The sequence below is a fragment of the Planococcus versutus genome, from assembly GCF_001186155.3.
Lineage (GTDB): Bacteria > Bacillota > Bacilli > Bacillales_A > Planococcaceae > Planococcus > Planococcus versutus.
Genome location: NZ_CP016540.2, coordinates 872,104 through 896,087, shown reverse-complemented (window position 1 = coordinate 896,087; position 23,984 = coordinate 872,104). Strand labels below are relative to the sequence as shown.

The 23,984-nt window shown below is 43.6% G+C and carries 19 protein-coding genes, 3 rRNA genes and 1 riboswitch; all 22 genes read right to left on the bottom strand.

Features of this window, described 5'->3' with window-relative positions:
• Positions 1-19: 19 nt before the first annotated feature.
• The 22 genes from pcrB to I858_RS04350 all read right to left on the bottom strand — a co-directional run bounded on the left by pcrB (position 20) and on the right by I858_RS04350 (position 23,923).
• The gene (gene pcrB / locus I858_RS04460) at positions 20-712 is read right to left on the bottom strand and encodes a heptaprenylglyceryl phosphate synthase (RefSeq protein WP_049695157.1); all 693 of its coding nucleotides are present in this window, start codon (positions 710-712) and stop codon (positions 20-22) included.
• Positions 713-787: 75 nt separating this feature from the next.
• Positions 788-1,108 carry a YerC/YecD family TrpR-related protein gene (locus I858_RS04455; protein WP_049695156.1) on the bottom strand — a complete coding sequence of 107 codons (321 nt, stop codon included), beginning with the start codon at positions 1,106-1,108 and terminating at the stop codon, positions 788-790.
• Positions 1,109-1,140: 32 nt separating this feature from the next.
• Positions 1,141-2,157: a DUF3048 domain-containing protein gene (locus I858_RS04450; RefSeq protein ID WP_049695155.1), complete on the bottom strand. Its 1,017-nt coding sequence runs from the start codon at positions 2,155-2,157 to the stop codon at positions 1,141-1,143.
• A gap of 4 nt (positions 2,158-2,161) precedes the next feature.
• Positions 2,162-3,892 carry an adenine deaminase C-terminal domain-containing protein gene (locus I858_RS04445; RefSeq protein WP_049695154.1) on the bottom strand — a complete coding sequence of 577 codons (1,731 nt, stop codon included), beginning with the start codon at positions 3,890-3,892 and terminating at the stop codon, positions 2,162-2,164.
• A 143-nt stretch (positions 3,893-4,035) separates the two neighbouring features.
• A complete protein-coding gene (locus tag I858_RS04440) occupies positions 4,036-4,629 on the bottom strand; it encodes an N-acetyltransferase (protein WP_049695153.1) in 594 nt (197 codons plus the stop codon).
• A 320-nt stretch (positions 4,630-4,949) separates the two neighbouring features.
• Positions 4,950-6,200, bottom strand: coding sequence for a phosphoribosylamine--glycine ligase (gene purD / locus I858_RS04435; RefSeq protein ID WP_049695152.1), 1,251 nt, complete (start codon positions 6,198-6,200; stop codon positions 4,950-4,952).
• 14 nt (positions 6,201-6,214) lie between these two features.
• The gene (gene purH, locus I858_RS04430; RefSeq protein ID WP_049695151.1) at positions 6,215-7,750 is read right to left on the bottom strand and encodes a bifunctional phosphoribosylaminoimidazolecarboxamide formyltransferase/IMP cyclohydrolase; all 1,536 of its coding nucleotides are present in this window, start codon (positions 7,748-7,750) and stop codon (positions 6,215-6,217) included.
• 32 nt (positions 7,751-7,782) lie between these two features.
• Positions 7,783-8,355: a phosphoribosylglycinamide formyltransferase gene (gene purN, locus I858_RS04425; RefSeq protein WP_049695150.1), complete on the bottom strand. Its 573-nt coding sequence runs from the start codon at positions 8,353-8,355 to the stop codon at positions 7,783-7,785.
• Positions 8,345-9,406 (bottom strand): phosphoribosylformylglycinamidine cyclo-ligase, encoded by a 1,062-nt coding sequence (gene purM / locus I858_RS04420; RefSeq protein WP_049695149.1) that lies wholly within the window; start codon positions 9,404-9,406, stop codon positions 8,345-8,347. Before purM ends, purN begins: the two co-directional genes overlap by 11 nt.
• A gap of 12 nt (positions 9,407-9,418) precedes the next feature.
• Positions 9,419-10,840, bottom strand: coding sequence for an amidophosphoribosyltransferase (gene purF / locus I858_RS04415; protein WP_049695168.1), 1,422 nt, complete (start codon positions 10,838-10,840; stop codon positions 9,419-9,421).
• Positions 10,816-13,041, bottom strand: a complete 2,226-nt coding sequence (gene purL, locus I858_RS04410) for a phosphoribosylformylglycinamidine synthase subunit PurL (RefSeq protein ID WP_049695148.1) — start codon at positions 13,039-13,041, stop codon at positions 10,816-10,818. The genes purF and purL overlap by 25 nt, the downstream gene beginning before the upstream one ends.
• Complete coding sequence (gene purQ / locus I858_RS04405; RefSeq protein ID WP_049695147.1) at positions 13,025-13,708, bottom strand: phosphoribosylformylglycinamidine synthase subunit PurQ; 684 nt, start codon at positions 13,706-13,708, stop codon at positions 13,025-13,027. The genes purL and purQ overlap by 17 nt, the downstream gene beginning before the upstream one ends.
• Positions 13,705-13,959: a phosphoribosylformylglycinamidine synthase subunit PurS gene (purS, locus tag I858_RS04400; RefSeq protein WP_049695146.1), complete on the bottom strand. Its 255-nt coding sequence runs from the start codon at positions 13,957-13,959 to the stop codon at positions 13,705-13,707. Before purS ends, purQ begins: the two co-directional genes overlap by 4 nt.
• Positions 13,956-14,672: a phosphoribosylaminoimidazolesuccinocarboxamide synthase gene (gene purC / locus I858_RS04395; protein ID WP_049695145.1), complete on the bottom strand. Its 717-nt coding sequence runs from the start codon at positions 14,670-14,672 to the stop codon at positions 13,956-13,958. The genes purS and purC overlap by 4 nt, the downstream gene beginning before the upstream one ends.
• Positions 14,673-14,688: 16 nt before the next feature.
• Positions 14,689-15,984, bottom strand: coding sequence for an adenylosuccinate lyase (purB, locus tag I858_RS04390; RefSeq protein ID WP_049695144.1), 1,296 nt, complete (start codon positions 15,982-15,984; stop codon positions 14,689-14,691).
• 16 nt (positions 15,985-16,000) lie between these two features.
• On the bottom strand, positions 16,001-17,125 hold the full coding sequence (purK, locus tag I858_RS04385; RefSeq protein WP_049695143.1) for a 5-(carboxyamino)imidazole ribonucleotide synthase: 1,125 nt from the start codon (positions 17,123-17,125) through the stop codon (positions 16,001-16,003).
• Positions 17,122-17,610 carry a 5-(carboxyamino)imidazole ribonucleotide mutase gene (gene purE, locus I858_RS04380; protein ID WP_049695142.1) on the bottom strand — a complete coding sequence of 163 codons (489 nt, stop codon included), beginning with the start codon at positions 17,608-17,610 and terminating at the stop codon, positions 17,122-17,124. The genes purK and purE overlap by 4 nt, the downstream gene beginning before the upstream one ends.
• A 137-nt stretch (positions 17,611-17,747) precedes the next feature.
• A riboswitch (purine riboswitch) is annotated at positions 17,748-17,848 on the bottom strand.
• Between the two features lie 85 nt (positions 17,849-17,933).
• Complete coding sequence (locus I858_RS04375) at positions 17,934-18,122, bottom strand: NETI motif-containing protein (protein ID WP_049695141.1); 189 nt, start codon at positions 18,120-18,122, stop codon at positions 17,934-17,936.
• Positions 18,119-18,640 (bottom strand): DUF2179 domain-containing protein, encoded by a 522-nt coding sequence (locus I858_RS04370; RefSeq protein ID WP_049695167.1) that lies wholly within the window; start codon positions 18,638-18,640, stop codon positions 18,119-18,121. Before I858_RS04370 ends, I858_RS04375 begins: the two co-directional genes overlap by 4 nt.
• Positions 18,641-19,037: 397 nt before the next feature.
• Positions 19,038-19,152, bottom strand: a 5S ribosomal RNA gene (gene rrf / locus I858_RS04360).
• An 81-nt stretch (positions 19,153-19,233) separates the two neighbouring features.
• Positions 19,234-22,164 (bottom strand): 23S ribosomal RNA (locus tag I858_RS04355).
• A 209-nt stretch (positions 22,165-22,373) separates the two neighbouring features.
• Positions 22,374-23,923: ribosomal RNA gene (locus I858_RS04350) — 16S ribosomal RNA — on the bottom strand.
• Together the 16S, 23S and 5S rRNA genes form the textbook arrangement of a ribosomal RNA operon.
• Positions 23,924-23,984 lie beyond the last annotated feature (61 nt).

Here is a 23,984-nt window from a genome sequence, read left to right as displayed (position 1 = left end):
GTTCTTATTAGTATAACGATTAATCAGCCGTTTCCGCAACTGCCTGTACGGTTTCAATCGCTTTTTCAATATTTTCATAAATAACATTGCCAACAACTACAGTATCAGCGATAGCCGCTGCCTTTTTTGCTGTTGTGGCTGAATCAATACCGCCTCCATAAAACAATCGAGTTTCTGTGAGTACATTTTTCACTTTTTTAACAAGCTCCATATCCCCAAACATACCACTGTATTCTAAATAAAAAATAGGCAGACGAAAGAAATGTTCCGCTAAACGTGCATAAGCTATTACATCTTCTGTCGTTAAATTTGTTTGTGCCTGGGTTAATTTTGCAGCTTTACACTCGGCGTTTAAAATGCAGTAGCCTTCTGGTACCAATTCGTCCCAATCCAAAATTTCTCCGTATTCACGAATGGCTTCATGATGAAGCCCTTTAATCCACTGCGGATTGTCACTATTTAATACCGTCGGGATAAAGTAATAATCAAATCCAGGTATTACGGAATCGATTATCGACACTTCTAAAACGACTGGTAGCGTATATTGGTGCAGACGTTCAGTCAAGTGAAGGATATTCTCGAGTGTGACATGATCACTGCCACCAATCAAGATGGCATCCGTCCTGGATTTACAAATTCGGTCCAAATGTTCATCTGTTATCTGTTTTGCCGGATCTAACTTAAAGACATGTTGCCACGTTTTAAAATCCATTTCATTTCACCCAACTTTATCTCAGTTATCATTTAGATAGTATAACAAAAAAACCGAACAGAGTCGGCTCTCTGTTCAGTCTTTTGGAAGTTCGAAAGGTTTTTCTTCAGGATACAGACGTTCTAACATTTCATCATAGCCTTCATTGCCGTAGTTCAAACAACGGCGAACACGAGAAATGGTAGCTGTGCTTGCTCCTGTTTCATTCTTTATTTTTTCATATGTTTTTTTCATACGAAGCATATGCGCAACTTCTAATCGCTGAGACATCGATTGAATTTCACTAATCGTACATAAATCGTCGAAGAAACGATAAGCTTCTTCTTTATCTTTTAAGGCTAAAACAGCTTTAATCAACTGATCTGTTTGATGGCCTCTAATTTTATCAACTTGCATCAAGCTTCATCATCCTTTCATTACTACTATTGTCACGGCGTATAGCTAACAGCTTGTTCGATTCCCGGAACAGTTGGAACAATATGAATCCAGGTTTTACCGGGATTTAACTTCACTATTTCTCCGTCTGCAATCGGTACCAATATTCCATCAACCTGATTCCATTCTATTTCCCGAACACCGCCCGCTTGGAACAACAACGCCGCTCCGCCACTCGATAAATCAATAGACTGTCGCCCTTTAGAATCGATTGTCTCGTGTTGGGCTTCAAAAACTAATACATTTGAGACATTTATTGGTTCCAGGGTTTCTTTATCGATGGTTGGTACACCACCAGACGAACGACTGTATAGCTGTGTTTCGCTATCATATGTATAGTCATTAACAAATAGCTCGTTTGTCCCGTATGTTACTTTTATCGAAAGAGCCTGTTCATCAAGTTTAGCACTTTCTGATGAGTCATAGAAATAATAAGGTGATTGTCCTCGGTATCCTGTGAAAGTTTGCGTGGTGTCCATGGCTTTCTTGATATTCTCCATCGTGATGTAGGAATTATGCGGCGCAACTCTGTCTGAAGACCGCTGAAATAAAGTGCCATCGTGCTGAATGCCATTAACGTGATCAATTATTCCAGCATCCAGCATTTTACGTGCGTCTGGGCTATAGCCATGTGCGATAAAGAAAGCATCATAAGCTTCAGCAATTTCTACAAAATATTCTCTTGCACTACGAATCGGTCCAATTTTTTCTGGATATTCACTTTGATAAAGTGCGACAAAACGTGTAATGTCATATTCTGCAATCATTTCAAAAACAATGTCTGCTTCAACTAGTCCTGTTTGAGGACGCGCATCGGGATGATTATTAATAACCGCCATGATTGGTCTACGACTTGCTGTTGAATTGTTTTGTTCCCCTGTAAACGGTGCTACCGTCAGCGGTTCTTTTGTTGATAAATTGATAGAATCATCTTGCATGATCGCCCAAAATCCAACAGTAAATATCGCCAGTACTAAGAGTACAAGTAAAGTTATCCATATTTTTTTCATATCGCTACCTCATAAACGCGGGAAACAGTATTTTTTTATTCATTACATCGTATATACCTTTTTGTGTAACACGAACATATGGCAAGTGAGTTGCTTGTAAAAACAATAATGTGTACACAGCATCTCCATGTTTATAACCACGCTCTGCTAATGCTGTTTTTAATACTTGTTCTTGTTCAATCAACTGCTCCATCGGCAAATCTGACATTACGCCGCCATAAGGAAGTGGCAGTGAATGCAAAATTTCATCGTTCTGAACAACAACGATTCCACCTTTCAATCGCTTTATCTCATTGAATGCGCGTTTCATATCTCCACGATTTTTCCCGATCAAAATAATGTCGCCAGTACTCGTATAAGAAGACGCAAATCCATCAAGTCCAGATGCAAACCCTTTAATTATCGTATTTACACGCCATTCACCTTTTTTGTCAATCAGTATTAAAAAGCTTTCATCATGTGATTTCGACAAATTAGCATCATGGGTATCAACACTGACTGTATATGGTTTGGTAATAACATCATTAATCATTTCAATTCCAAAAGGCATCGAAAATTGAAAATCATCTTCTGTCAGTTCATAGTCGATATCCAGTCCCGGCATAACAGACCAATCCACATTCGGCAACGAACGGACTTTCTTGCCGTCTTTTTTCAGCCAAGTCCCTTTTGAAATAACACCAGAAGGTACTGGATTTTCAACAGCGTCCAAAATATTTAAATTTGCATAGCGTCCTGTCGCGATTAAGCCGTGCAAACTCGTTACATTATAATAGCGAGCAACATTATAAGAAGCCATCATGTATGCATCAATCGCCGGTACACCCGCATCAATCGCCATTTGAATACACCAATCCATCACACCATCAGAATGAAACGCGGGTGTTGAACCATCTGTTGTCATCATCAGCTTATCAAAGACATTCAACTCACGTTCAACTATGCCTTTTAATAACATTGGAAGATCTGGGCGAATTGATGAGTGACGAAGTGTCACACCATAACCGTGAAGCAAGCGCATTTCCACTTCATCCACTGTCATTGCTTCATGGTCACCATCCGCTCCAAGTAATCTCATACGAGCCAGCGTTTTTTCCGATGCTCCTGGAAAATGACCTTCAATTTTTTTCAAACCCATTTTGGCTTTTTGAATCCAATAAAGCATTTGATCATCACCCGCCATCAACTTCGGCCAGCCTGTGAGTTCGCCTCCAAGCAAGACATCTTGACGGTCTAGCCATTCACCAACTGAAGTTGAAGTAAACAATTGATCTTCATTATTCAATTCTGTCTGCGAATCAAAACGAGTCCACCAATAAAAGCTAAACGGTAGTTTTGCTAATTCGTCCAACAATGAAAACGCTTTCTTATTTTCGAGTGATAAAAAAAACGTTAAGTTGTCAGATAAAAACATTGTCGTCCCACCTTGAGCTGCATAATCCGCAAAGCTTTGCGGATTGTATAATTGAGTGGGATGAACATGGGGCTCAATATATCCCGGAACTACAAATTTCCCTGTCATATCTGCTATTTCGGTAGCAGCCTCAATTTTTGGCATGTCTTTTCCTGCATATACAATTCGATCATTTGCTATCCATATATTCCCTGTGACCCATTTTTTAAAAATCCCATGAAGATATGTTGTATTTGTTAAAACGAGATCCGGCGCAATTTCTTTTGTTACGATTTTTAATTGATTTCGAATCTCTTTATTTTTCCATAACGGTTTGACCATTTGCCGGCACCTACTTTCTACTGGTTCGATACTTAATATCGTAGCATAATTATGCATCTGAACATAGGAGTTCACTGCAAAATAAGAACATTCCAATCCGTTTAGACACAAAAAACCCACGCCTTCCGCGTGGGTTCGAACTATCAGTCGTTATTGACCGGGTCGCTAAATGGTTTTAACACGTCTTTCTTTTCTTCTTCTTGGAAAGTTAGTACGTCCGTTACCGAATCATACGATTCTCCATAAAAGTGTTCATCTTTATACGTGTGAATATCTTCATACATTTTCTTCATGCCTTCAAAAATTTGTTCTTCTGTTTCACCGCTTGGTGTCCAGTAAAGAATTTCCATTGAATTTTCTTCGCCTGTTGCAAGTGAACGACGACTGTAACCAATTGAAGATGCATGTTCAAATCCTTCGCGTGCATAAAAGCGTAAGCGTTTTTCTGTATCTGTATCTTCGTAGTCCACCGGTTCCACTTCAAGAATAATCGGCTTGTTTTTATCTTTTAACATTTGCAAAGTCTTTCTGCCAAGACCCATGCCACGTGACTCTTTCGATACAAACAAATAATCAACAAAGGTGAAGTGCGGGAACTCCGCATACATTAATACGTGATAAGGACCCTCATCTTTGTAATAAACGCTTCCTTTTTCTTTTAATAAGGTATCCATGTGTTCTTTCGACTTCATTTCTTCAATTGGAAAATACTGATTTAGCTTTTCATACCAATTCATAATTAATCCCCTTTCGATTTATGTTGCTCGTTTTTTGTTTCTGAGGTCGTTATGGGTTTACATTCTGGAGTTTACAATAGAGGTAACGGTGGGCTGTTTAACATCCTCATTTTTTGCTCTTTTGTCCATAGGATAGACAAAAACAAAAATAACACATTTCCTTATCGAATTTGTGTCATCAAATAGTATAACATATTTAGAAAAAAACTTCAATTTGGCATTTTTTCTTTTGACTAGTAGACGATATAATCGAACGTTTACGGCCAGTGAATCCTTTTTATAAAAACAGAAATTAGACTGGCCGTTAAAGTAAGATAAAGTTATTTTGCACGCCATCCAATGTCGGTGCGGTAAAAGAAACCAGTCCATTCTAAGCTGTTTAACTGGTCATAAACTCTTTCCTGAGCGGCTTTGATAGAAGAACCGCTTGCTGAAACGAGTAGCACACGTCCACCATTTCCGACATAGTTGTCAGCTACTTTTTTTGTACCTGCATGCGTTACTTCAACACCTACAAGTTTAGTTAAATCAGGCAACAACGCACCTTTTTCAACGGTCTCTGGATAATGATTTGCTGCAATAATGACACCCAATACAGCTTGCTCGTCCCACTTGAGTTCAGCCTGTTGTCCCTTTAAAATAGAATTCATGAAAAGTCCGAAATCTGATTTCATGCGTGGCAAAACAACTTGTGTTTCAGGGTCGCCAAAACGCGCATTAAACTCAATTACTTTTGGACCTTTTTTCGTTAAAATGACACCGGTATAAAGAATGCCATTAAATGGTGTGTCTTCTAATGCCATTGCTCTAACTGCGGGTTCGACAATTTCAACAAACGTTTGATCAATAATCGCTTGCGATATTTGTGGTACTGGTGAATAAGCGCCCATACCGCCCGTATTCGGTCCACGATCCCCGTCGTAAGCACGTTTATGATCTTGTGAAATAACCATTGGATAAATCTGACCACTGTGAACAAAGGACATGAAAGAAAATTCTTCTCCATCCAAAAATTCTTCAATGACGACTTTAGAACCCGACTCTCCGAACTTCTGTCCTTCTAGCATATCGTTGACAGCAGCAATCGCTTCCCCTTCGGTCACTGCCACTACAACACCTTTACCAGCCGCTAAACCGTCTGCTTTAATGACGATAGGTGCTCCGTGTTGCTTAATAAAAGCAATCGCTGGAGCAGTGTCAGTAAAGGTTTCATAACTTGCTGTCGGGATCGTGTATTTTTTCATCAATTCTTTTGCAAAAGCTTTGCTGCCTTCGATTTGTGCTGCCGCTTTGGACGGACCAAAGATGCGTAGTCCTTTGGCTTCAAAAAAGTCGACAATTCCTGCTGATAAAGGTTGTTCAGGCCCCACAAAGCTAAAATCGACTTGCTGCTCTTTTGCAAACTCTGTAAGACCTTCAAAATCCATTTCATCAATTGACGCTAGTTCAGCACCTTCACGCATTCCATCATTACCAGGTGCTGCAAAAACTTGTGTAACAGACGAAGATTTCGCGAATTGACGAACAATGGCATGTTCTCGTCCGCCTCTTCCAATGACCAGTACCTTCATGTTGCTCACCTCGATTAATGTTTAAAATGACGAATGCCAGTAAAGACCATCGCAATGCCGTATTCGTTTGCTTTATCGATTGACTCTTGGTCTTTCTTTGAACCACCTGGCTGAATGATTGCTTTTATGCCTGCTTTTGCAGCAGCTTCTACCGTATCGTTCATTGGGAAAAATGCATCTGAAGCCATAATAGCGCCTTGTGCCGCATCACCTGCTTGTTCTAACGCAATTTTAGCAGATCCAACACGGTTCATTTGACCTGCACCAATTCCTAATGTCATTTCCGAGTTACACACAACAATGGCATTGGATTTAACATGTTTGACAACGTTCCAACCAAGTTTTAATGCTTCAAGCTCTTCAGCTGTTGGCTGGCGTTCAGTTGCTACTTGAATGTCTGCATCGTCATAACCGAATACATCAGGCTGTTGGATTAACAATCCACCTTCAACTGTCACCGTGTTCCATTTGTCGTTAATTTTACTATCGAATGGAATTGTTAATAGACGTATATTTTTCTTTTGTGTCAGCATTTCAATTGCTTCATCAGAAAATGATGGTGCAATAATAATTTCCAAGAAAATCGTCGCTAATTGTTTGGCTGTATCAGCGTCAACTTCTCGGTTCAAAGCAACAATTCCACCGAAAATCGAAGTTGAATCTGCTTCATACGCTTTACTAAATGCATCTGCAATTGTTTCTCCTGTTCCAACACCACATGGATTCATGTGTTTGACGGCAACGGCTGCAGACATTTTAAATTCTTTAATCATTTGAAGAGCAGCATTGGCATCTTGAATATTATTGTAAGACAATTCTTTCCCATGCACTTGATGTGCATTAGCAATTGAGAAACTTGATCCAAGTGGACTACGATAAAAGGCAGCTTTTTGATGAGGATTTTCACCGTAACGAAGTGTTTGAGATAATTCATAAGTCAGCGTCAATTGATCCGGATACTCTTCACCAGTCAAGTCAGTCAAATAATTAGAGATGTATGAATCGTAAGCCGCAGTATGACGGAAAACTTTCGCTGCTAAACGTCGTCTCGTTTCAGAGGTTGTCGACTGTTTGTTTTGTAATTCATTCAATACTCCAGCGTAATCAGCCGCATCTACAATGACCGTAACGTATGCATGATTTTTTGCTGCAGAACGCAACATGGTTGGACCGCCAATATCGATGTTTTCAATCGCATCATCGACTGTTACGCCTGGTTTTGCAATAGTTTCACGGAACGGATATAAGTTTACGCAGACAATATCAATTGGCGAAATACCGTTTTCAGCCATTTGACTTTGATGTTCTGCATCATCATGTTTAGCTAATAGTCCACCGTGTACAAGCGGATGCAATGTTTTTACACGTCCACCTAAAATTTCTGGAAATTTCGTAACTTCGTCTACGGCTGTAATCGCAACGCCGTTTTCTTCAAGAAATTTTTTAGTGCCGCCTGTCGATAACAGTTCATAACCTATTTTTTCCAATTCCTGTGCAAATTCCAAAATCCCTGATTTATCCGATACGCTGAGTAATGCTCTTTTTTTCACAAATAGTCCTCCTAAAGATTAAGACCGACAGTTTAGCGGCCGAATAATTGCTGCAATGTTGCAGGATATAATTCATGTTCAATCTGATGGATCTGTTGCTCAACTTCTTCACGACCACGACCTAGTACTGGAAACGATTGTTGTGCAATAATGCTACCTGTATCCATGCCAGCGTCAACGTAATGCACTGTTACGCCTGCTTGTTCTGCTCCTGCGGCGAGTGTTTGACCAATCGCGTCTTTACCTGGAAACGCTGGTAGAACAGAAGGATGGATATTCACAATGCGGTTTTCATATGCTTCAAGCAAAACTGGGCCAATCAAGCGCATATAGCCTGCAAGAACCACCCATTCTACTTCAAGTGCTTGCAGTTTTTCTTTTACCATTTCTTCGTAATGTTGCTTGGAGTCATACTCAGACGGAATGAAAGAAAAAGATGCCATACCTGCTTTTTTTGCCCGTTCTACTACATATGCATGTGGCTTGTCGGTTACAACAAGCATAATTTCTGCTTCTAGTTTATCAGTCATAATCGCATCAGCAATGGCTTGAAAATTAGAGCCATTGCCAGATGCAAAAACAGCGATTTTTGTTTTAGTTTTCATCCAATGTGCCGTCCTGTTGACCTTGGAATTGAACGCCTTCAGTGCTTGAAACGCGGCCAATTTGATAAGCTTTTTCGCCATTCGCTAAAGCGATTTCCAACACTTTTTCAACATCTTCAGGGGCTACTGCTACAACAAAACCAATCCCCATGTTGAAAACAGAATACAAGTCACGGTCCGCCAATTCGCCTTTTTCTTTTAGCATTTTGAAAATATTCAGTACCGGCCAGCTACCGATCGAAATTTCCGCGCCTAATCCTTCTGGCATCATCCGTGGAATATTCTCGATAAATCCGCCACCTGTGACATGTGCCATACCGTGAATTTCAATTTTATTGCCGATCGCAGCTACTGCTTTTGCGTAAATTTTTGTTGGAGTTAACAACGCTTCACCAATTGGTCCAAGCGTTTCATACCCATCAACTTGTTGATCAAGTGTAAATTGATTTTGTTCAAAGACGATTTGACGCACAAGTGAATAACCGTTTGAATGAATACCGCTAGAAGTAAGTCCGATTAACACGTTTCCAGCTGCAATTTTTTCGCCTGTGACGATTTTGGATTTCTCCGCAGCTCCGACCGCAAACCCAGCGATATCGTATTCATCTTCTTCATAAAGTCCGGGCATTTCAGCTGTTTCTCCGCCAATAAGTGCAGCACCTGATTGCACACAACCATCTGCCACGCCTTTAACGATTTGTTCAATTTTTTCAGGAATTGCTTTACCTACTGCAATATAATCTAAGAAGAACAAAGGTTCTGCACCTTGGGCAACAATGTCATTGACACACATCGCTACACAATCAATGCCGATGGTATCGTGACGGTCTGCCATGAACGCAAGCTTTAGCTTTGTCCCAACGCCATCTGTTCCAGATACAAGAACCGGTTCTTTCAAATTCAACTCAGACAAATCGAACATGCCACCAAATCCACCAAACGCACCGAGCATTCCTTTACGCGCTGTCCGTTCTACATGCGATTTCATGCGGTTTACTGCTTCATAGCCAGCTTCGATATTAACGCCTGCTTTTTCATATGCTTTTGACACACCGGTTCCCCCTTATTTCACTTTTTCTTTTTCGTGCGGTAATACGGTATCGGGATAAATATTGGTCGGATACTCACCTGTAAAGCAAGCTAAACAATGTCCACATTTTGATCCAGGATCTGTACGTCCAATATTTTGAACCATGCCGTCAACCGACAAGAATGTTAGTGAATCTGCACCAATAATTTCACGCATTTCTTCTATTGTATTGTTAGCAGCGATCAATTCGCCTGCTGTGCTAATGTCAATTCCATAAAAGCATGGATTTTTGATTGGCGGTGAACTAATCACCACATGAACTTCTGTCGCACCTGCTTCTTTTAGCAAGTTGACAATGCGTCGTGACGTTGTGCCACGAACAATCGAATCATCGACCATAATCACACGTTTGCCTTTCACAACTTGACGCACTGGCGAAAGTTTCATCTTCACGCCTTGTTCACGCAAATCTTGTGAAGGTTGGATAAAGGTACGTCCGACATAACGGTTTTTGATCATGCCGAGCTCATACGGAATCCCGCTTTGTTCTGAATAGCCAATGGCCGCTGAAATACTCGAATCCGGAACACCTGTAACCACGTCTGCTTCAATTTGTACTTCTTTTGCTAATTGCACGCCTAGACGTTTTCTTGCTGCGTGAACGTTAATGCCATCGATGTCCGAGTCTGGACGAGAAAAGTACACATATTCCATCGTACAAATCGATCGTTCTGCTGGATAAGCAAAACGTTCTGCACGCATGCCATCTTTTGTAATGATTAAAAATTCACCTGGTTCAACCGAGCGAACAAATTCTGCTCCCACAATATCAAACGCACACGTTTCAGAAGCCGTTACCCACGCATCCCCCAATTTACCAAGAGACAACGGGCGCAAGCCATTTGGATCTAAGGCAATATACATCGCTTCTTCTGTCAAAATCACACAAGCAAAAGCGCCTTTTAGTAAAGACAAAGCGTTTTTCGCTTTTTCTTCAAACGTCGCATAGCCGCTTCGTTTAATTAAATGTGCCAACACTTCTGTATCTGAAGTTGTTTGGAAAATACTGCCTTGACGTTCTAGGTGTCCTTTTAACTGCGTGGCATTGACTAAATTACCGTTATGTGAAATCGCCAAACTACCGGTAGTTGAGTTAAAGAGCAGAGGCTGGACGTTTTCAATGCCGCTGCCTCCTGCTGTTGCATAGCGAACATGACCAATTGCAGCATGTCCTGCTATCTTCTCTATTTTTTCGGGCGTGAACACTTCACTGACCATGCCTTCACCTTTTAATGGGAGAAGAGCTTCTCCATCAGTTGAAACAATTCCAGCACCTTCTTGACCACGATGTTGCAAAGCGTGCAATCCGTAATACGTCAATTGCGTCGCATTCGGATGTCCCCATATTCCAAAGACACCACATTCTTCATTTAAACTTCTGATTTCAGCAAGCATGGGATAGCTCCTTTCCAAGCTGAGCGAAGCGTTGCGACGGATTCGTCGATCCAAGTCGTACCGTCTTCACCGTTGATTACAAATTTGTCTCCCGTGACTTGGCCGACTTTCTTAGCATCTGTTACGACTTTCTCGAATTGTGCTGCATTTTCTGGGCTAACCGTCAAAACAAAACGTGATTGTGATTCGCTGAACAAAGCGGTTGTTGGTGTACCAGACAAGGTAATTTCCATGCCTAATCCGTTACCAAAGGTTTTTTCAGCTAATGCAACAGCCACACCACCTTCAGCAACGTCATGCGCGGATGCAACCAGCCCTTGCTGAATCGCTGATAAAATTTCTTGTTGGCGCTGTGCTTCAACTGTTAAATCGATCACTGGTGCTTTACCAAAAATACGTCCTTCGACCATCTTCTGCAATTCACTGCCGCCAAATTCTGTAAAGCTTTCCCCAATCAAATAAACAAAGTCACCTTGTGTTTTAACGTCTTGCGTTGTTACATGTGCAAGGTCTTCAATAAGTCCGACCATACCGATTGTTGGTGTTGGATAAATAGCCGTACCGTTTGTTTCATTGTATAACGAGACGTTTCCGCCGATAACTGGAGAATCTAAAATCGTACATGCTTCAGACATGCCGTCTGCTGCTTTTTCTAACTGCCAGAAGATTTCTGGTTTTTCAGGGTTACCGAAGTTTAAGCAATCCGTGATAGCAAGTGGTTTCGCACCTGATACGACAACATTACGTGCTGCTTCCGCTACCGCAATTTTACCGCCCACTTCTGGATCTAAGTAAATATAGCGTGAGTTACAGTCTGTCGTCATGGCTAAGCCTTTGTTTGTTCCGCGAACACGGACAACTGCAGCGTCTGATCCTGGACTTACTACTGTGCTTGTACGCACTTGGTGATCGTATTGATCATAAACCCATTCTTTAGATGCGATTGTTGGTTGTTTTAATAAAGCCGTTAAAGTTTCATTGAAATCCGTTACTTTCGGCTCTACATTGTTCATTTGTTGGAACTCTGTAAAGTATGTTGGAACAGCTGAAGGCTTATGATAAACCGGTGCGTCTTCTGCAAGTGCGTCAACTGGAACTTCTGCAACAATTTCACCTTTATGTTTTAAACGTAATGTCGAATCGTCTGTTACTGTACCAACTGTCACGGCATCTAACCCGTATTTCTCGAACAACTCAACGATTTCAGGCTCACGACCAGCTTTAACGACGATTAACATCCGTTCTTGTGATTCAGAAAGCATCATTTCGTATGCTGTCATCCCTGTTTCACGTTGTGGAATGTGATCCAAGTCCATTTCGATTCCTGAACCTGCTTTAGAGGCCATTTCCGCTGAAGAAGAAGCTAGTCCAGCAGCACCCATATCTTGAATCCCGATTAACGCATCTGACTTGATTAGTTCTAAACAAGCTTCAAGTAACAGTTTCTCCATAAACGGGTCACCCACTTGTACTGCAGGACGGTTTTTATCAGAGCCATCCGTTAATTCTTCAGAAGCAAAAGTGGCTCCGTGAATGCCGTCGCGTCCTGTTTTAGCGCCGACGTACATTACCGGATTACCTGTACCTTTTGCAATTCCTTTTTGAATGTCTTCGTGATTGATCAATCCGACACACATCGCGTTAACTAATGGATTGCCATCGTAACATTCATCAAATTGAATTTCTCCGCCCACTGTTGGAATTCCGATACAGTTTCCGTATCCTGCAATTCCCGCAACAACTTCTTCAAACAAGTATTTCACGCGAGGTGTTGTTAATTCACCAAAACGTAATGAGTTTAGTAAAGCAATTGGACGTGCGCCCATTGAAAAGACGTCACGAATAATGCCGCCAACTCCAGTAGCCGCTCCTTGATAAGGTTCAATTGCTGACGGGTGGTTATGCGATTCCATTTTGAAGACGACTGCTTGACCGTCACCGATGTCGACAATCCCGGCACCTTCACCAGGTCCTTGAAGAACACGTTCGCCTTTAGTCGGGAATTTCGCAAGAACGGGTTTCGAGTTTTTATATGAACAATGCTCAGACCACATGACTGAAAACAAACCTGTTTCCGTATAGTTTGGCAATCTTCCTAAAATCTTTTCAACCATTTCAAATTCCGCGTCCGATAAGCCCATTTGTTGATATACTTTTTGTTCTTTTATTTGAGCAGCATTTGGTTCAAGCATGACTGACATGTGATTCCCTCCACTGTTTAACGATTGATCTAAATAAAGCTAATCCATCTTTGCCGCCGATTAACTCGGACACTGCACGTTCAGGATGCGGCATCATGCCGAGCACGTTTCCGCGTTCGTTAATAATTCCTGCAATGTTGTTTCGACTGCCGTTAAAATCATCTGCATACGTAAAGACGATTTGATTGTTTTCTTTAAGGTGATTGTATGTCGCATCATCGCAATAATAATTACCTTCTCCGTGAGCAATTGGAATCTGGATTTCTTCGCCTTGTTCGTATTCATTTGTGAACAAGGTATTGTTGTTTTCTACTTTTAATCCAACAGTACGGCACATGAACTTCAAGTTCTTATTCCGCAAAAGAACGCCTGGCAAAAGACCCGCTTCGGTTAAAATTTGGAAGCCGTTACAGATTCCAAGAACCGGCTTGCCTGCTTCAGCTGCTTTTCTTACTTCGTCCATAACTCCAGAAAATTGAGCGATTGCGCCGCAACGCAAGTAATCGCCGTATGAAAATCCGCCTGGTAGTAAAATTCCGTCATAGCTACTCAAATCTTTTGAGTCATGCCAAACGTATTCTGCTTCTTCACCTAGTTCATCTTTGACCGCGTGGTACATATCCAAATCACAATTTGAACCTGGGAAAACAATTACTGCGAATTTCATTGTGAGACAACCTCCTCAATTTCATAACGGTAATCTTCAATTACCGTGTTAGCTAAAAGTCGATGACACAATTCGTTTACTAAAGAATCTACATCGCGTTCACTGTCTCCAATAACCAATTCTAGGTATTTGCCAATTCGTACGTCTGCCACTTCACCATAGCCCATTTTATGAAGAGAGCCCATAACTGCAGAACCTTGTGGGTCCAATACACTTTCACGTAATGTTACGTATACTTTTACTTTTTTCATGAGTGTTGTCCTCCTAGACGAGTTAAAATGAGTTCGTACGCTTCTGTCAAATTCCCAAGATTACGGCGGAATACGTCTTTATCAAGCTTTTGTTTTGTCTCCATATCCCAAAGCCGGCAAGTGTCCGGCGAAATTTCATCAGCCAATAAAATTCGACCATTTTTATCACGGCCAAATTCAATTTTAAAATCAACAAGATCTACGCCAATTTCTGTAAAAAAGCCAATTAATACTCCATTAATTTCGCGTGCCTTTTGCTTGAGCACTGCCACTTCCTCTGCAGTTGCCAGCTTTAGCATATCAACATGTTCATCTGTTATTAAGGGGTCGCCTAATTCATCATCTTTTAAATAGAACTCCACAACCGGACGGCTAATGGCCACGCCTTCTTCAATGCCAAGGCGTTTGGCCATGCTGCCCGCTGTGATGTTCCGGACCACTACTTCCAATGGAATGATGCTTACACTTTGCACCAATTGTTCGTGATCAGACAATTGCTTAACGAAATGAGACGCAATGCCTGCTTCCTGCAATTTTGTGAAAATCAGTGACGTGATTTTATTGTTCAAAATGCCTTTCCCGGTAATTTCTTCTTTTTTCTCACCGTTGAAAGCCGTAGCTGAATCTTTATATTCCACCCACAATAATTCTTTTTCGTCTGTTGCATACAAGCGTTTTGCTTTTCCTTCGTACAATAGCTGACCTTTTTCCATTTTCAGAAGCCCCCGTTTAGTTTAATCCAAGTCGGTTGAAAATCATGTCTACTTGTTGCAAGTGGTGATTGTAATCAAAGCAATCATCCAATTCTTCTTTAGATAGCTTAGCTGTAATCGTGTCATTTGCTTCCACAATTTTGCGGAAATGCGTTTGGTTTTCCCAAGCTTCCATCGCACACGGCTGAACGGTATCGTAAGCTGCCTCGCGAGCCATCCCTTTATCGATCAATGCCAACAACACACGCTGTGAATAAATCAAGCCCAGTGTTGAATCCATATTGCGTTTCATGTTCTCTGGGAACACTGTTAAGTTTTTCACGATATTACCGAAACGATTTAACATGTAGTTAAGCGCAATCGTTGCATCTGGTAAAATCACACGTTCTGCTGATGAATGCGAAATGTCGCGTTCGTGCCATAAAGAAACGTTTTCGTAAGCTGTTAACATGTAGCCACGGATTAAACGCGCAAGGCCTGTCATGTTTTCAGAACCAATTGGGTTACGTTTATGTGGCATTGCAGAAGAACCTTTTTGACCTTTTGCGAAAAACTCTTCTACTTCGCGTGTTTCCGATTTTTGCAATCCGCGAATTTCTGTCGCAAATTTCTCAACAGATGAACCAATCAATGCGAGTACACTTAAATACTGTGCGTGACGATCGCGTTGCAATGTTTGTGTAGAAATAGGTGATGCTGCAAGACCTAACTCTTTGCAAACATATGATTCAACAAATGGATCAATATTAGCATAAGTTCCAACTGCACCAGACATTTTGCCTGTTTCAATTGAAGCTGCTGCCGCTTCGAAACGTTCTAAATTACGTTTCATTTCTTCGTGCCATAATGCAAGTTTCAAACCGAAAGTTGTTGGTTCTGCATGCACACCATGTGTACGGCCCATCATGACCGTCATTTTATGTTCTTTTGCTTTATTCGCAAGAATATCGATAAAGTTTGTTAAGTCTTTACGGATAATGACGTTTGCTTGTTTTAACAAGTAAGACAATGCGGTATCAACAACGTCTGTTGAAGTTAAGCCGTAATGAACCCATTTGCGTTCTTCGCCCAGCGTTTCAGATACTGCTCGTGTAAATGCCACTACATCATGACGCGTTTCTTCTTCAATTTCTAAAATACGGTCTACTGAAAAAGAAGCGTTTTTACGAATTTCGGCTACATCTTCTTTCGGAATATCTCCGATTTCTGCCCAAGCTTCACATGCTAAAATTTCAACTTCTAGCCATGCATTGTATTTGTTTTCTTCTGTCCAAATTGCGCCCATTTCGGGTCTTGTGTAACGTGCGATCATAAATTAGTTCCTCCAATTATTCTGACCAAATGCCAGATGCATCAATTTCACTTAAAGTTGCCTCTAAGTCTTCCGTTAATATCGTAACATGTCCCATCTTCCGTTTCTGCTTTGCTTCGTCTTTTCCGTACAAATGAATCGACCAATTTGGAAATTGTGCTATTTTTGAAGCCAGTGGCGCGATATGCTCGCCTAGCACGTTGACCATTACGGCTTGAGACCAAAGGATTGGCTGTCTCAATGGCCATCCACAAATCGCTCGGATGTGTTGATGAAATTGAGATATGTTTGTCGCTTCAATCGAATAATGACCCGAATTATGGGGACGTGGCGCCAATTCATTGACGAGGATGCTGCCATTTTCTAACACAAACATTTCAACCGCTAATGTACCAACCATTTCAAGATGAGCGGCAATTTTCTCAGCAGCTCTTTTCGCTTCATCGCTTGTCTTTTTATCGATTCTTGCCGGAACTATGGTTTCATGCAAAATATGATCTTTGTGAATATTTTCACCAATCGGTAAAATAGCTGTTTCGCCATGTACGTTGCGTTGGATAATGACTGAAATCTCTTTCGTAAATTCTACAAAAGCTTCCGCCACACAGTCGCCGTTCGCGAACAATTCTTCTACTAAAGAAAGTTCTTCCATAGAAGAAACAGTTTGTTGCCCTTTGCCGTCGTATCCCCCGCGCGCTGTTTTCACAACGAAAGGAAATGACAATTGATGACTTTTTTCTTTTAACTCTTCAAAAGAAGAAGCGGTAATATAATCTGTCACGACGACACTAGCTTCAGAAATCGCTTGTTTTTCAAAAATTCGATTTTGTGTCACACGAATCAATTCAGAACCTTGCGGCACATAAGCGATTTTTGCTAGGTTCGATAATCCTTCAACATCTATATTTTCAAATTCATAAGTGATGACGTCGCTTGCTTCAGCCAATTCTTCTAACGCATGTTGATCATTAAACGGTCCAACGATTTGGATGTCTGCCACTTGACCGGTAGGTGAGTCCATAGCCGGATCGAGAACTGCGATTTTGAAACCCGCTTCTTTTGCCGCAAGTGCCATCATGCGTCCCAATTGACCTCCGCCGATAATGCCAATCGTTTGTCCAGGTAAAATGGTTTTTGTCATACCAAATCCTCCGAACTCTCTAGCACCGCATCAGCTGTACGATTTCTTCTATCTTGTAAAGCCTGTGCCGCACGCTCATCAACCGTTCCGAGTATTTGAGCTGCCAACAAGCCCGCATTGACTGCACCTGCTTTGCCGATAGCTACAGTCGCAACCGGTACTCCCCCAGGCATTTGAACGATTGATAACAAGGAATCTAAACCGTTTAACGCTTTTGATTGAACAGGTACACCAATGACCGGTAAAGTTGTTTTGGCTGCTACCATGCCTGGCAAATGAGCAGCACCACCAGCTCCTGCAATAATCACGTGCAACCCGCGTTCACGCGCTTGTTCAGCGTAGCGGAACATTAAATCCGGTGTCCGGTGTGCTGAAACCACTTTCTTCTCGTAACTCAACCCCAGTTCATCCAATATGTCACACGCATGCTTCATTGTTTCCCAATCACTCGTACTTCCCATAATGACGCCAATTCGCGGATTCATCGATTGCACTCTCCTTTTAAAAAATAAAAAGCCCTTAAATAAACTGCTCACATTACGTGAAAAGCAGTTTACTTAAGGACTGTAAATGATACGAATTTTAAATGATGGCATGTACGCACATCCTTCGCTTTACGACCCAATAAGTTGCTTTCCCGCATAGTCCAGACATTTACGGTGTCTTGGTAGAGACGCAGAAGCCAATTCTTCTGCATATATGGGGTATCCTCACTTATCATAACAAGTTGAAGAAACTACGTCAATGATAAAGTCGAACGATGTATTATCCATTTTTTCAATCGTTCGGATTTAAAAGAAATATACTGTTATTCTTTGAGTTTAACTCCTTTGAATTTAACGATTTGCCTAATAGGAACAGGTTGACCACCAATCTCTTGAAACAAAGGCTCTTCTTTTCGACCGACTGCAGCATAGCCTTCTGCCTTCATTCTTTCAAGACATTCTGAAATAGATTCATGTTCTTCCACTTCAAACCAGATTGTACTTTTACTCATTTATATAAATTTCCTTTCTTTACTGTTTTCACCCAGAATCCCCCATGAATTGTTTTTGCTTCATAGGCAATAATAAATGCTTTAGGATCGATTTCTTGAATAGCTTTATACAATTTTAACTCCATTTTACGCGGCGTTAAAATTTGCATGGATTGTCGTCCACCATCTCGTCCATTCGCATTCCAATCCGTGACACCATACCCTTTTTCACGGAGCATCTTTGGAAGGTATTCCCCAGCCTCACTTGTAATGACATTGACTGTAATATAGCCTAGCGCCATTTTCTCTTCAATTTTGGAGCCGATAATAACACCCGAACCGTAACCTAACGCATACGCAATCAGATTTTGAAGCTGATCAAGATTATCCAGTACCAAGCCAAGTCCTACTATATAAATAACGACTTCGATCATGCTGACACCGGCAGCTAAATAACGATAGCCTTTTAAGGTCATAATCATTCGTATTGTAAAAAACGTTACATATACAATATTGATTGAAAAAATGATTAGCACCATAATCCATGGGTTTACATCCAATCTCTACACCTCTATCTTTTAATGACTAATGGGAATTAATTTTTATACTAGGGGAAATAGGGATAGAAAGCAAGAGAGAAAAGACTGATAGTCCTTGATACATAAGGAATTCTTTTCCCAAGTTTATTTGTAGCTTTAGTAAAGCCCAAATCGTAAAGCCAGTGTCCACTTTAAAATCAATAAGACGCCATAATAGAGATGGCGATCCAAAATGCATCTTGGTTTCTTCACCTTGTTATTTGTCGGTTCATGATACGAGAAGTCTCTGAAGATTTCTTGAAATTCACTCAAACATAAACGGCACTTCCACAATTTCGTTAGGTGCAAATAAAAAAAGCCGTTACCGGAATCGGTAACGACTTTTCGTACTACACTAGACCAGCGACGTCTTACTCTCACAGGGGGAAACCCCAACTACCATCAGCGCAAAAGAGCTTAACTGCCGTGTTCGAGATGGGAACGGGTGTGGCCTCTTTGCCATCATCACTGGACTATTTTAATTGAGTGCTTGTTCACTCAAAACTGGATAAACGACAGATGAAACAAATCGTGCATGATTCGCGTACAGTTTGTTGGTTAAGTCCTCGATCGATTAGTATTCGTCAGCTGCACGTGTCGCCACGCTTCCACCTCGAACCTATCTACCTCATCGTCTTTGAGGGATCTTACTTGCTTGCGCAATGGGAAATCTCATCTTGAGGGGGGCTTCGTGCTTAGATGCTTTCAGCACTTATCCCGGCCACACATAGCTACCCAGCGATGCCCTTGGCAGAACAACTGGTACACCAGCGGTGTGTCCATCCCGGTCCTCTCGTACTAAGGACAGCTCCTCTCAAATTTCCTGCGCCCGCGACGGATAGGGACCGAACTGTCTCACGACGTTCTGAACCCAGCTCGCGTACCGCTTTAATGGGCGAACAGCCCAACCCTTGGGACCGACTACAGCCCCAGGATGCGATGAGCCGACATCGAGGTGCCAAACCTCCCCGTCGATGTGGACTCTTGGGGAGATAAGCCTGTTATCCCCGGGGTAGCTTTTATCCGTTGAGCGATGGCCCTTCCATGCGGAACCACCGGATCACTAAGCCCGTCTTTCGACCCTGCTCGACATGTACGTCTCGCAGTCAAGCTCCCTTCTGCCTTTACACTCTGCGAATGATTTCCAACCATTCTGAGGGAACCTTTGGGCGCCTCCGTTACTCTTTAGGAGGCGACCGCCCCAGTCAAACTGCCCGCCTGACACTGTCTCCCAAGCCGATCAGGCTTGTGGGTTAGAATTTCAATACAACCAGGGTAGTATCCCACTGACGCCTCCGCCGAAGCTGGCGCTCCGGAATCTAAGGCTCCTACCTATTCTGTACAAGTTGCACCAAAATTCAATATCAGGCTACAGTAAAGCTCCACGGGGTCTTTCCGTCCTGTCGCGGGTAACCTGCATCTTCACAGGTACTATAATTTCACCGAGTCTCTCGTTGAGACAGTGCCCAGATCGTTACGCCTTTCGTGCGGGTCGGAACTTACCCGACAAGGAATTTCGCTACCTTAGGACCGTTATAGTTACGGCCGCCGTTTACTGGGGCTTCAATTCGCACCTTCGCTTGCGCTAAGCACTCCTCTTAACCTTCCAGCACCGGGCAGGCGTCAGCCCCTATACGTCACCTTACGGTTTTGCAGAGACCTGTGTTTTTGCTAAACAGTCGCCTGGGCCTATTCACTGCGGCTCTCTCGGGCTATTCACCCTACCAGAGCACCCCTTCTCCCGAAGTTACGGGGTCATTTTGCCGAGTTCCTTAACGAGAGTTCACTCGCTCACCTTAGAATTCTCTTCTCGCCTACCTGTGTCGGTTTGCGGTACGGGCACCTCCCGCCTCGCTAGAGGCTTTTCTTGGCAGTGTGAAATCAGGGACTCTGAGGTAAACCTCTTGCCATCACAGCTCAACGTATCAGGAATGGGATTTGCCTCATTCCACGCCTCACTGCTTGGACGTGCACAACCAACGGCACGCTCTCCTTATCCTTCTGCGTCCCCCCATTGCTCAAACGGCGGGGAGGTGGTACAGGAATATCAACCTGTTGTCCATCGTCTACGCCTATCGGCCTCGACTTAGGTCCCGACTAACCCTGAGCGGACGAGCCTTCCTCAGGAAACCTTAGGCATTCGGTGGACGGGATTCTCACCCGTCTTTCGTTACTCATACCGGCATTCTCACTTCTAAGCGCTCCACCAGTCCTTCCGGTCTGACTTCAACGCCCTTAGAACGCTCTCCTACCACGGATCTCCGAAGAGATCCATCCACAGCTTCGGTAATCCGTTTAGCCCCGGTACATTTTCGGCGCAGTGTCACTCGACCAGTGAGCTATTACGCACTCTTTAAATGATGGCTGCTTCTAAGCCAACATCCTGGTTGTCTAAGCAACGCCACATCCTTTTCCACTTAACGGATATTTGGGGACCTTAGCTGGTGGTCTGGGCTGTTTCCCTCTTGACTACGGATCTTATCACTCGCAGTCTGACTCCCAAGCATAAATCACTGGCATTCGGAGTTTGTCTGAATTCGGTAACCCGGGATGGGCCCCTAGTCCAAACAGTGCTCTACCTCCAGGATTCTCTATCTTGAGGCTAGCCCTAAAGCTATTTCGGAGAGAACCAGCTATCTCCAGGTTCGATTGGAATTTCTCCGCTACCCACACCTCATCCCCGCACTTTTCAACGTGCGTGGGTTCGGGCCTCCAGTAAGTGTTACCTTACCTTCACCCTGGACATGGGTAGATCACCTGGTTTCGGGTCTACAACTACATACTCTGTCGCCCTATTCAGACTCGCTTTCGCTGCGGCTCCGCCTTCTCAGCTTAACCTTGCATGTAATCGTAACTCGCCGGTTCATTCTACAAAAGGCACGCCATCACCCATTAACGGGCTTTGACTACTTGTAGGCACACGGTTTCAGGATCTATTTCACTCCCCTTCCGGGGTGCTTTTCACCTTTCCCTCACGGTACTGGTTCACTATCGGTCACTAGGAAGTATTTAGCCTTGGGAGATGGTCCTCCCAGATTCCGACGGAATTTCACGTGTTCCGCCGTACTCAGGATCCACTCTGGAGGGGAAGGGTTTTCGGCTACGGGGCTGTTACCCGCTGTGGCGGACCGTTCCAGGTCGCTTCGCCTAATCCTTCCTTTTGTAACTCCGTATAGAGTGTCCTACAACCCCAAGAGGCAAGCCTCTTGGTTTGGGCTGATCCCGTTTCGCTCGCCGCTACTCAGGGAATCGCATTTGCTTTCTCTTCCTCCAGGTACTTAGATGTTTCAGTTCCCTGGGTCTGCCTTCTCATGTGCTATAGATTCACACATGGATCCTGTCCCATTAAAGACAGGGGGTTCCCCCATTCGGAAATCTCCGGATCATCGCTCACTTACAGCTCCCCGAAGCATATCGGTGTTAGTGCCGTCCTTCTTCGGCTCCTAGTGCCAAGGCATCCACCGTGCGCCCTTTCTAACTTAACCACTGGTTAATTAAAAAGTTGTGGCATCAAGTGCCACGCGTACTTTGAATCCATGTTTCATTTGTTTCAATGTCGTTTTATCCAGTTTTCAAAGAACAAGTCTGAAAGTCACAAAAAAAGGCGTTGCCGCCTGAAGATGAACCTTCAAAACTGAACGCAAAACGTCAACCCCGGAGCGCCTAGGGCGTCCGGTTCCGAATTTATCCTTAGAAAGGAGGTGATCCAGCCGCACCTTCCGATACGGCTACCTTGTTACGACTTCACCCCAATCATCCGTCCCACCTTCGGCGGCTGGCTCCACAAGGGTTACCTCACCGACTTCGGGTGTTACAAACTCTCGTGGTGTGACGGGCGGTGTGTACAAGGCCCGGGAACGTATTCACCGTGGCATGCTGATCCACGATTACTAGCGATTCCGGCTTCATGCAGGCGAGTTGCAGCCTACAATCCGAACTGAGAACGGTTTTCTGGGATTAGCTCCCCCTCGCGGGTTGGCAACCCTTTGTACCGTCCATTGTAGCACGTGTGTAGCCCAGGTCATAAGGGGCATGATGATTTGACGTCATCCCCACCTTCCTCCGGTTTGTCACCGGCAGTCACCTTAGAGTGCCCAACTGAATGCTGGCAACTAAGATCAAGGGTTGCGCTCGTTGCGGGACTTAACCCAACATCTCACGACACGAGCTGACGACAACCATGCACCACCTGTCACCACTGTCCCCGAAGGGAAAAGTGTATCTCTACACCGGGCAGTGGGATGTCAAGACCTGGTAAGGTTCTTCGCGTTGCTTCGAATTAAACCACATGCTCCACCGCTTGTGCGGGCCCCCGTCAATTCCTTTGAGTTTCAGCCTTGCGGCCGTACTCCCCAGGCGGAGTGCTTAATGCGTTAGCTGCAGCACTAAGGGGCGGAAACCCCCTAACACTTAGCACTCATCGTTTACGGCGTGGACTACCAGGGTATCTAATCCTGTTTGCTCCCCACGCTTTCGCGCCTCAGCGTCAGTTACAGACCAGAAAGTCGCCTTCGCCACTGGTGTTCCTCCACATCTCTACGCATTTCACCGCTACACATGGAATTCCACTTTCCTCTTCTGTACTCAAGTTCTCCAGTTTCCAATGACCCTCCACGGTTGAGCCGTGGGCTTTCACATCAGACTTAAAGAACCGCCTGCGCGCGCTTTACGCCCAATAATTCCGGACAACGCTTGCCACCTACGTATTACCGCGGCTGCTGGCACGTAGTTAGCCGTGGCTTTCTGGTGAGGTACCGTCAAGGTGCCAGTAGTTACTTGGCACTTGTTCTTCCCTCACAACAGAGTTTTACGATCCGAAAACCTTCGTCACTCACGCGGCGTTGCTCCGTCAGACTTTCGTCCATTGCGGAAGATTCCCTACTGCTGCCTCCCGTAGGAGTCTGGGCCGTGTCTCAGTCCCAGTGTGGCCGATCACCCTCTCAGGTCGGCTACGCATCGTTGCCTTGGTAGGCCATTACCCCACCAACTAGCTAATGCGCCGCGGGCCCATCCTGCAGTGACAGCCGAGACCGTCTTTCCGTGCAGCCTCAGGAGAGGCCGCAAACTATTCGGTATTAGCACCGGTTTCCCGGAGTTATCCCGATCTGCAGGGCAGGTTGCCCACGTGTTACTCACCCGTCCGCCGCTAAACCAAAGGAGCAAGCTCCAATGGTTCCGCTCGACTTGCATGTATTAGGCACGCCGCCAGCGTTCGTCCTGAGCCAGGATCAAACTCTCCATTATAGAGAACATTTGACTGCTCTAGTTGTTGCTGGCACCATCCGAAGATGGCTTGATCTGCATA

Bases quoted from the DNA above. Each gene is read 5' to 3' on its own strand.
- pcrB (WP_049695157.1), bottom strand. From the start codon at position 712: ATGGATTTTAAAACGTGGCAACATGTCTTTAAGTTAGATCCGGCAAAA.
- I858_RS04455 (WP_049695156.1), bottom strand. From the start codon at position 1,108: ATGCAAGTTGATAAAATTAGAGGCCATCAAACAGATCAGTTGATTAAA.
- I858_RS04450 (WP_049695155.1), bottom strand. From the start codon at position 2,157: ATGAAAAAAATATGGATAACTTTACTTGTACTCTTAGTACTGGCGATA.
- I858_RS04445 (WP_049695154.1), bottom strand. From the start codon at position 3,892: ATGGTCAAACCGTTATGGAAAAATAAAGAGATTCGAAATCAATTAAAA.
- I858_RS04440 (WP_049695153.1), bottom strand. From the start codon at position 4,629: ATGAATTGGTATGAAAAGCTAAATCAGTATTTTCCAATTGAAGAAATG.
- purD (WP_049695152.1), bottom strand. From the start codon at position 6,200: ATGAAGGTACTGGTCATTGGAAGAGGCGGACGAGAACATGCCATTGTT.
- purN (WP_049695150.1), bottom strand. From the start codon at position 8,355: ATGAAAACTAAAACAAAAATCGCTGTTTTTGCATCTGGCAATGGCTCT.
- purF (WP_049695168.1), bottom strand. From the start codon at position 10,840: ATGCTTGCTGAAATCAGAAGTTTAAATGAAGAATGTGGTGTCTTTGGA.
- purL (WP_049695148.1), bottom strand. From the start codon at position 13,041: ATGTCAGTCATGCTTGAACCAAATGCTGCTCAAATAAAAGAACAAAAA.
- purQ (WP_049695147.1), bottom strand. From the start codon at position 13,708: ATGAAATTCGCAGTAATTGTTTTCCCAGGTTCAAATTGTGATTTGGAT.
- purS (WP_049695146.1), bottom strand. From the start codon at position 13,959: ATGAAAAAAGTAAAAGTATACGTAACATTACGTGAAAGTGTATTGGAC.
- purC (WP_049695145.1), bottom strand. From the start codon at position 14,672: ATGGAAAAAGGTCAGCTATTGTACGAAGGAAAAGCAAAACGCTTGTAT.
- purB (WP_049695144.1), bottom strand. From the start codon at position 15,984: ATGATCGCACGTTACACAAGACCCGAAATGGGCGCAATTTGGACAGAA.
- purK (WP_049695143.1), bottom strand. From the start codon at position 17,125: ATGACAAAAACCATTTTACCTGGACAAACGATTGGCATTATCGGCGGA.
- purE (WP_049695142.1), bottom strand. From the start codon at position 17,610: ATGAATCCGCGAATTGGCGTCATTATGGGAAGTACGAGTGATTGGGAA.
- I858_RS04375 (WP_049695141.1), bottom strand. From the start codon at position 18,122: ATGAGTAAAAGTACAATCTGGTTTGAAGTGGAAGAACATGAATCTATT.
- I858_RS04370 (WP_049695167.1), bottom strand. From the start codon at position 18,640: ATGGTGCTAATCATTTTTTCAATCAATATTGTATATGTAACGTTTTTT.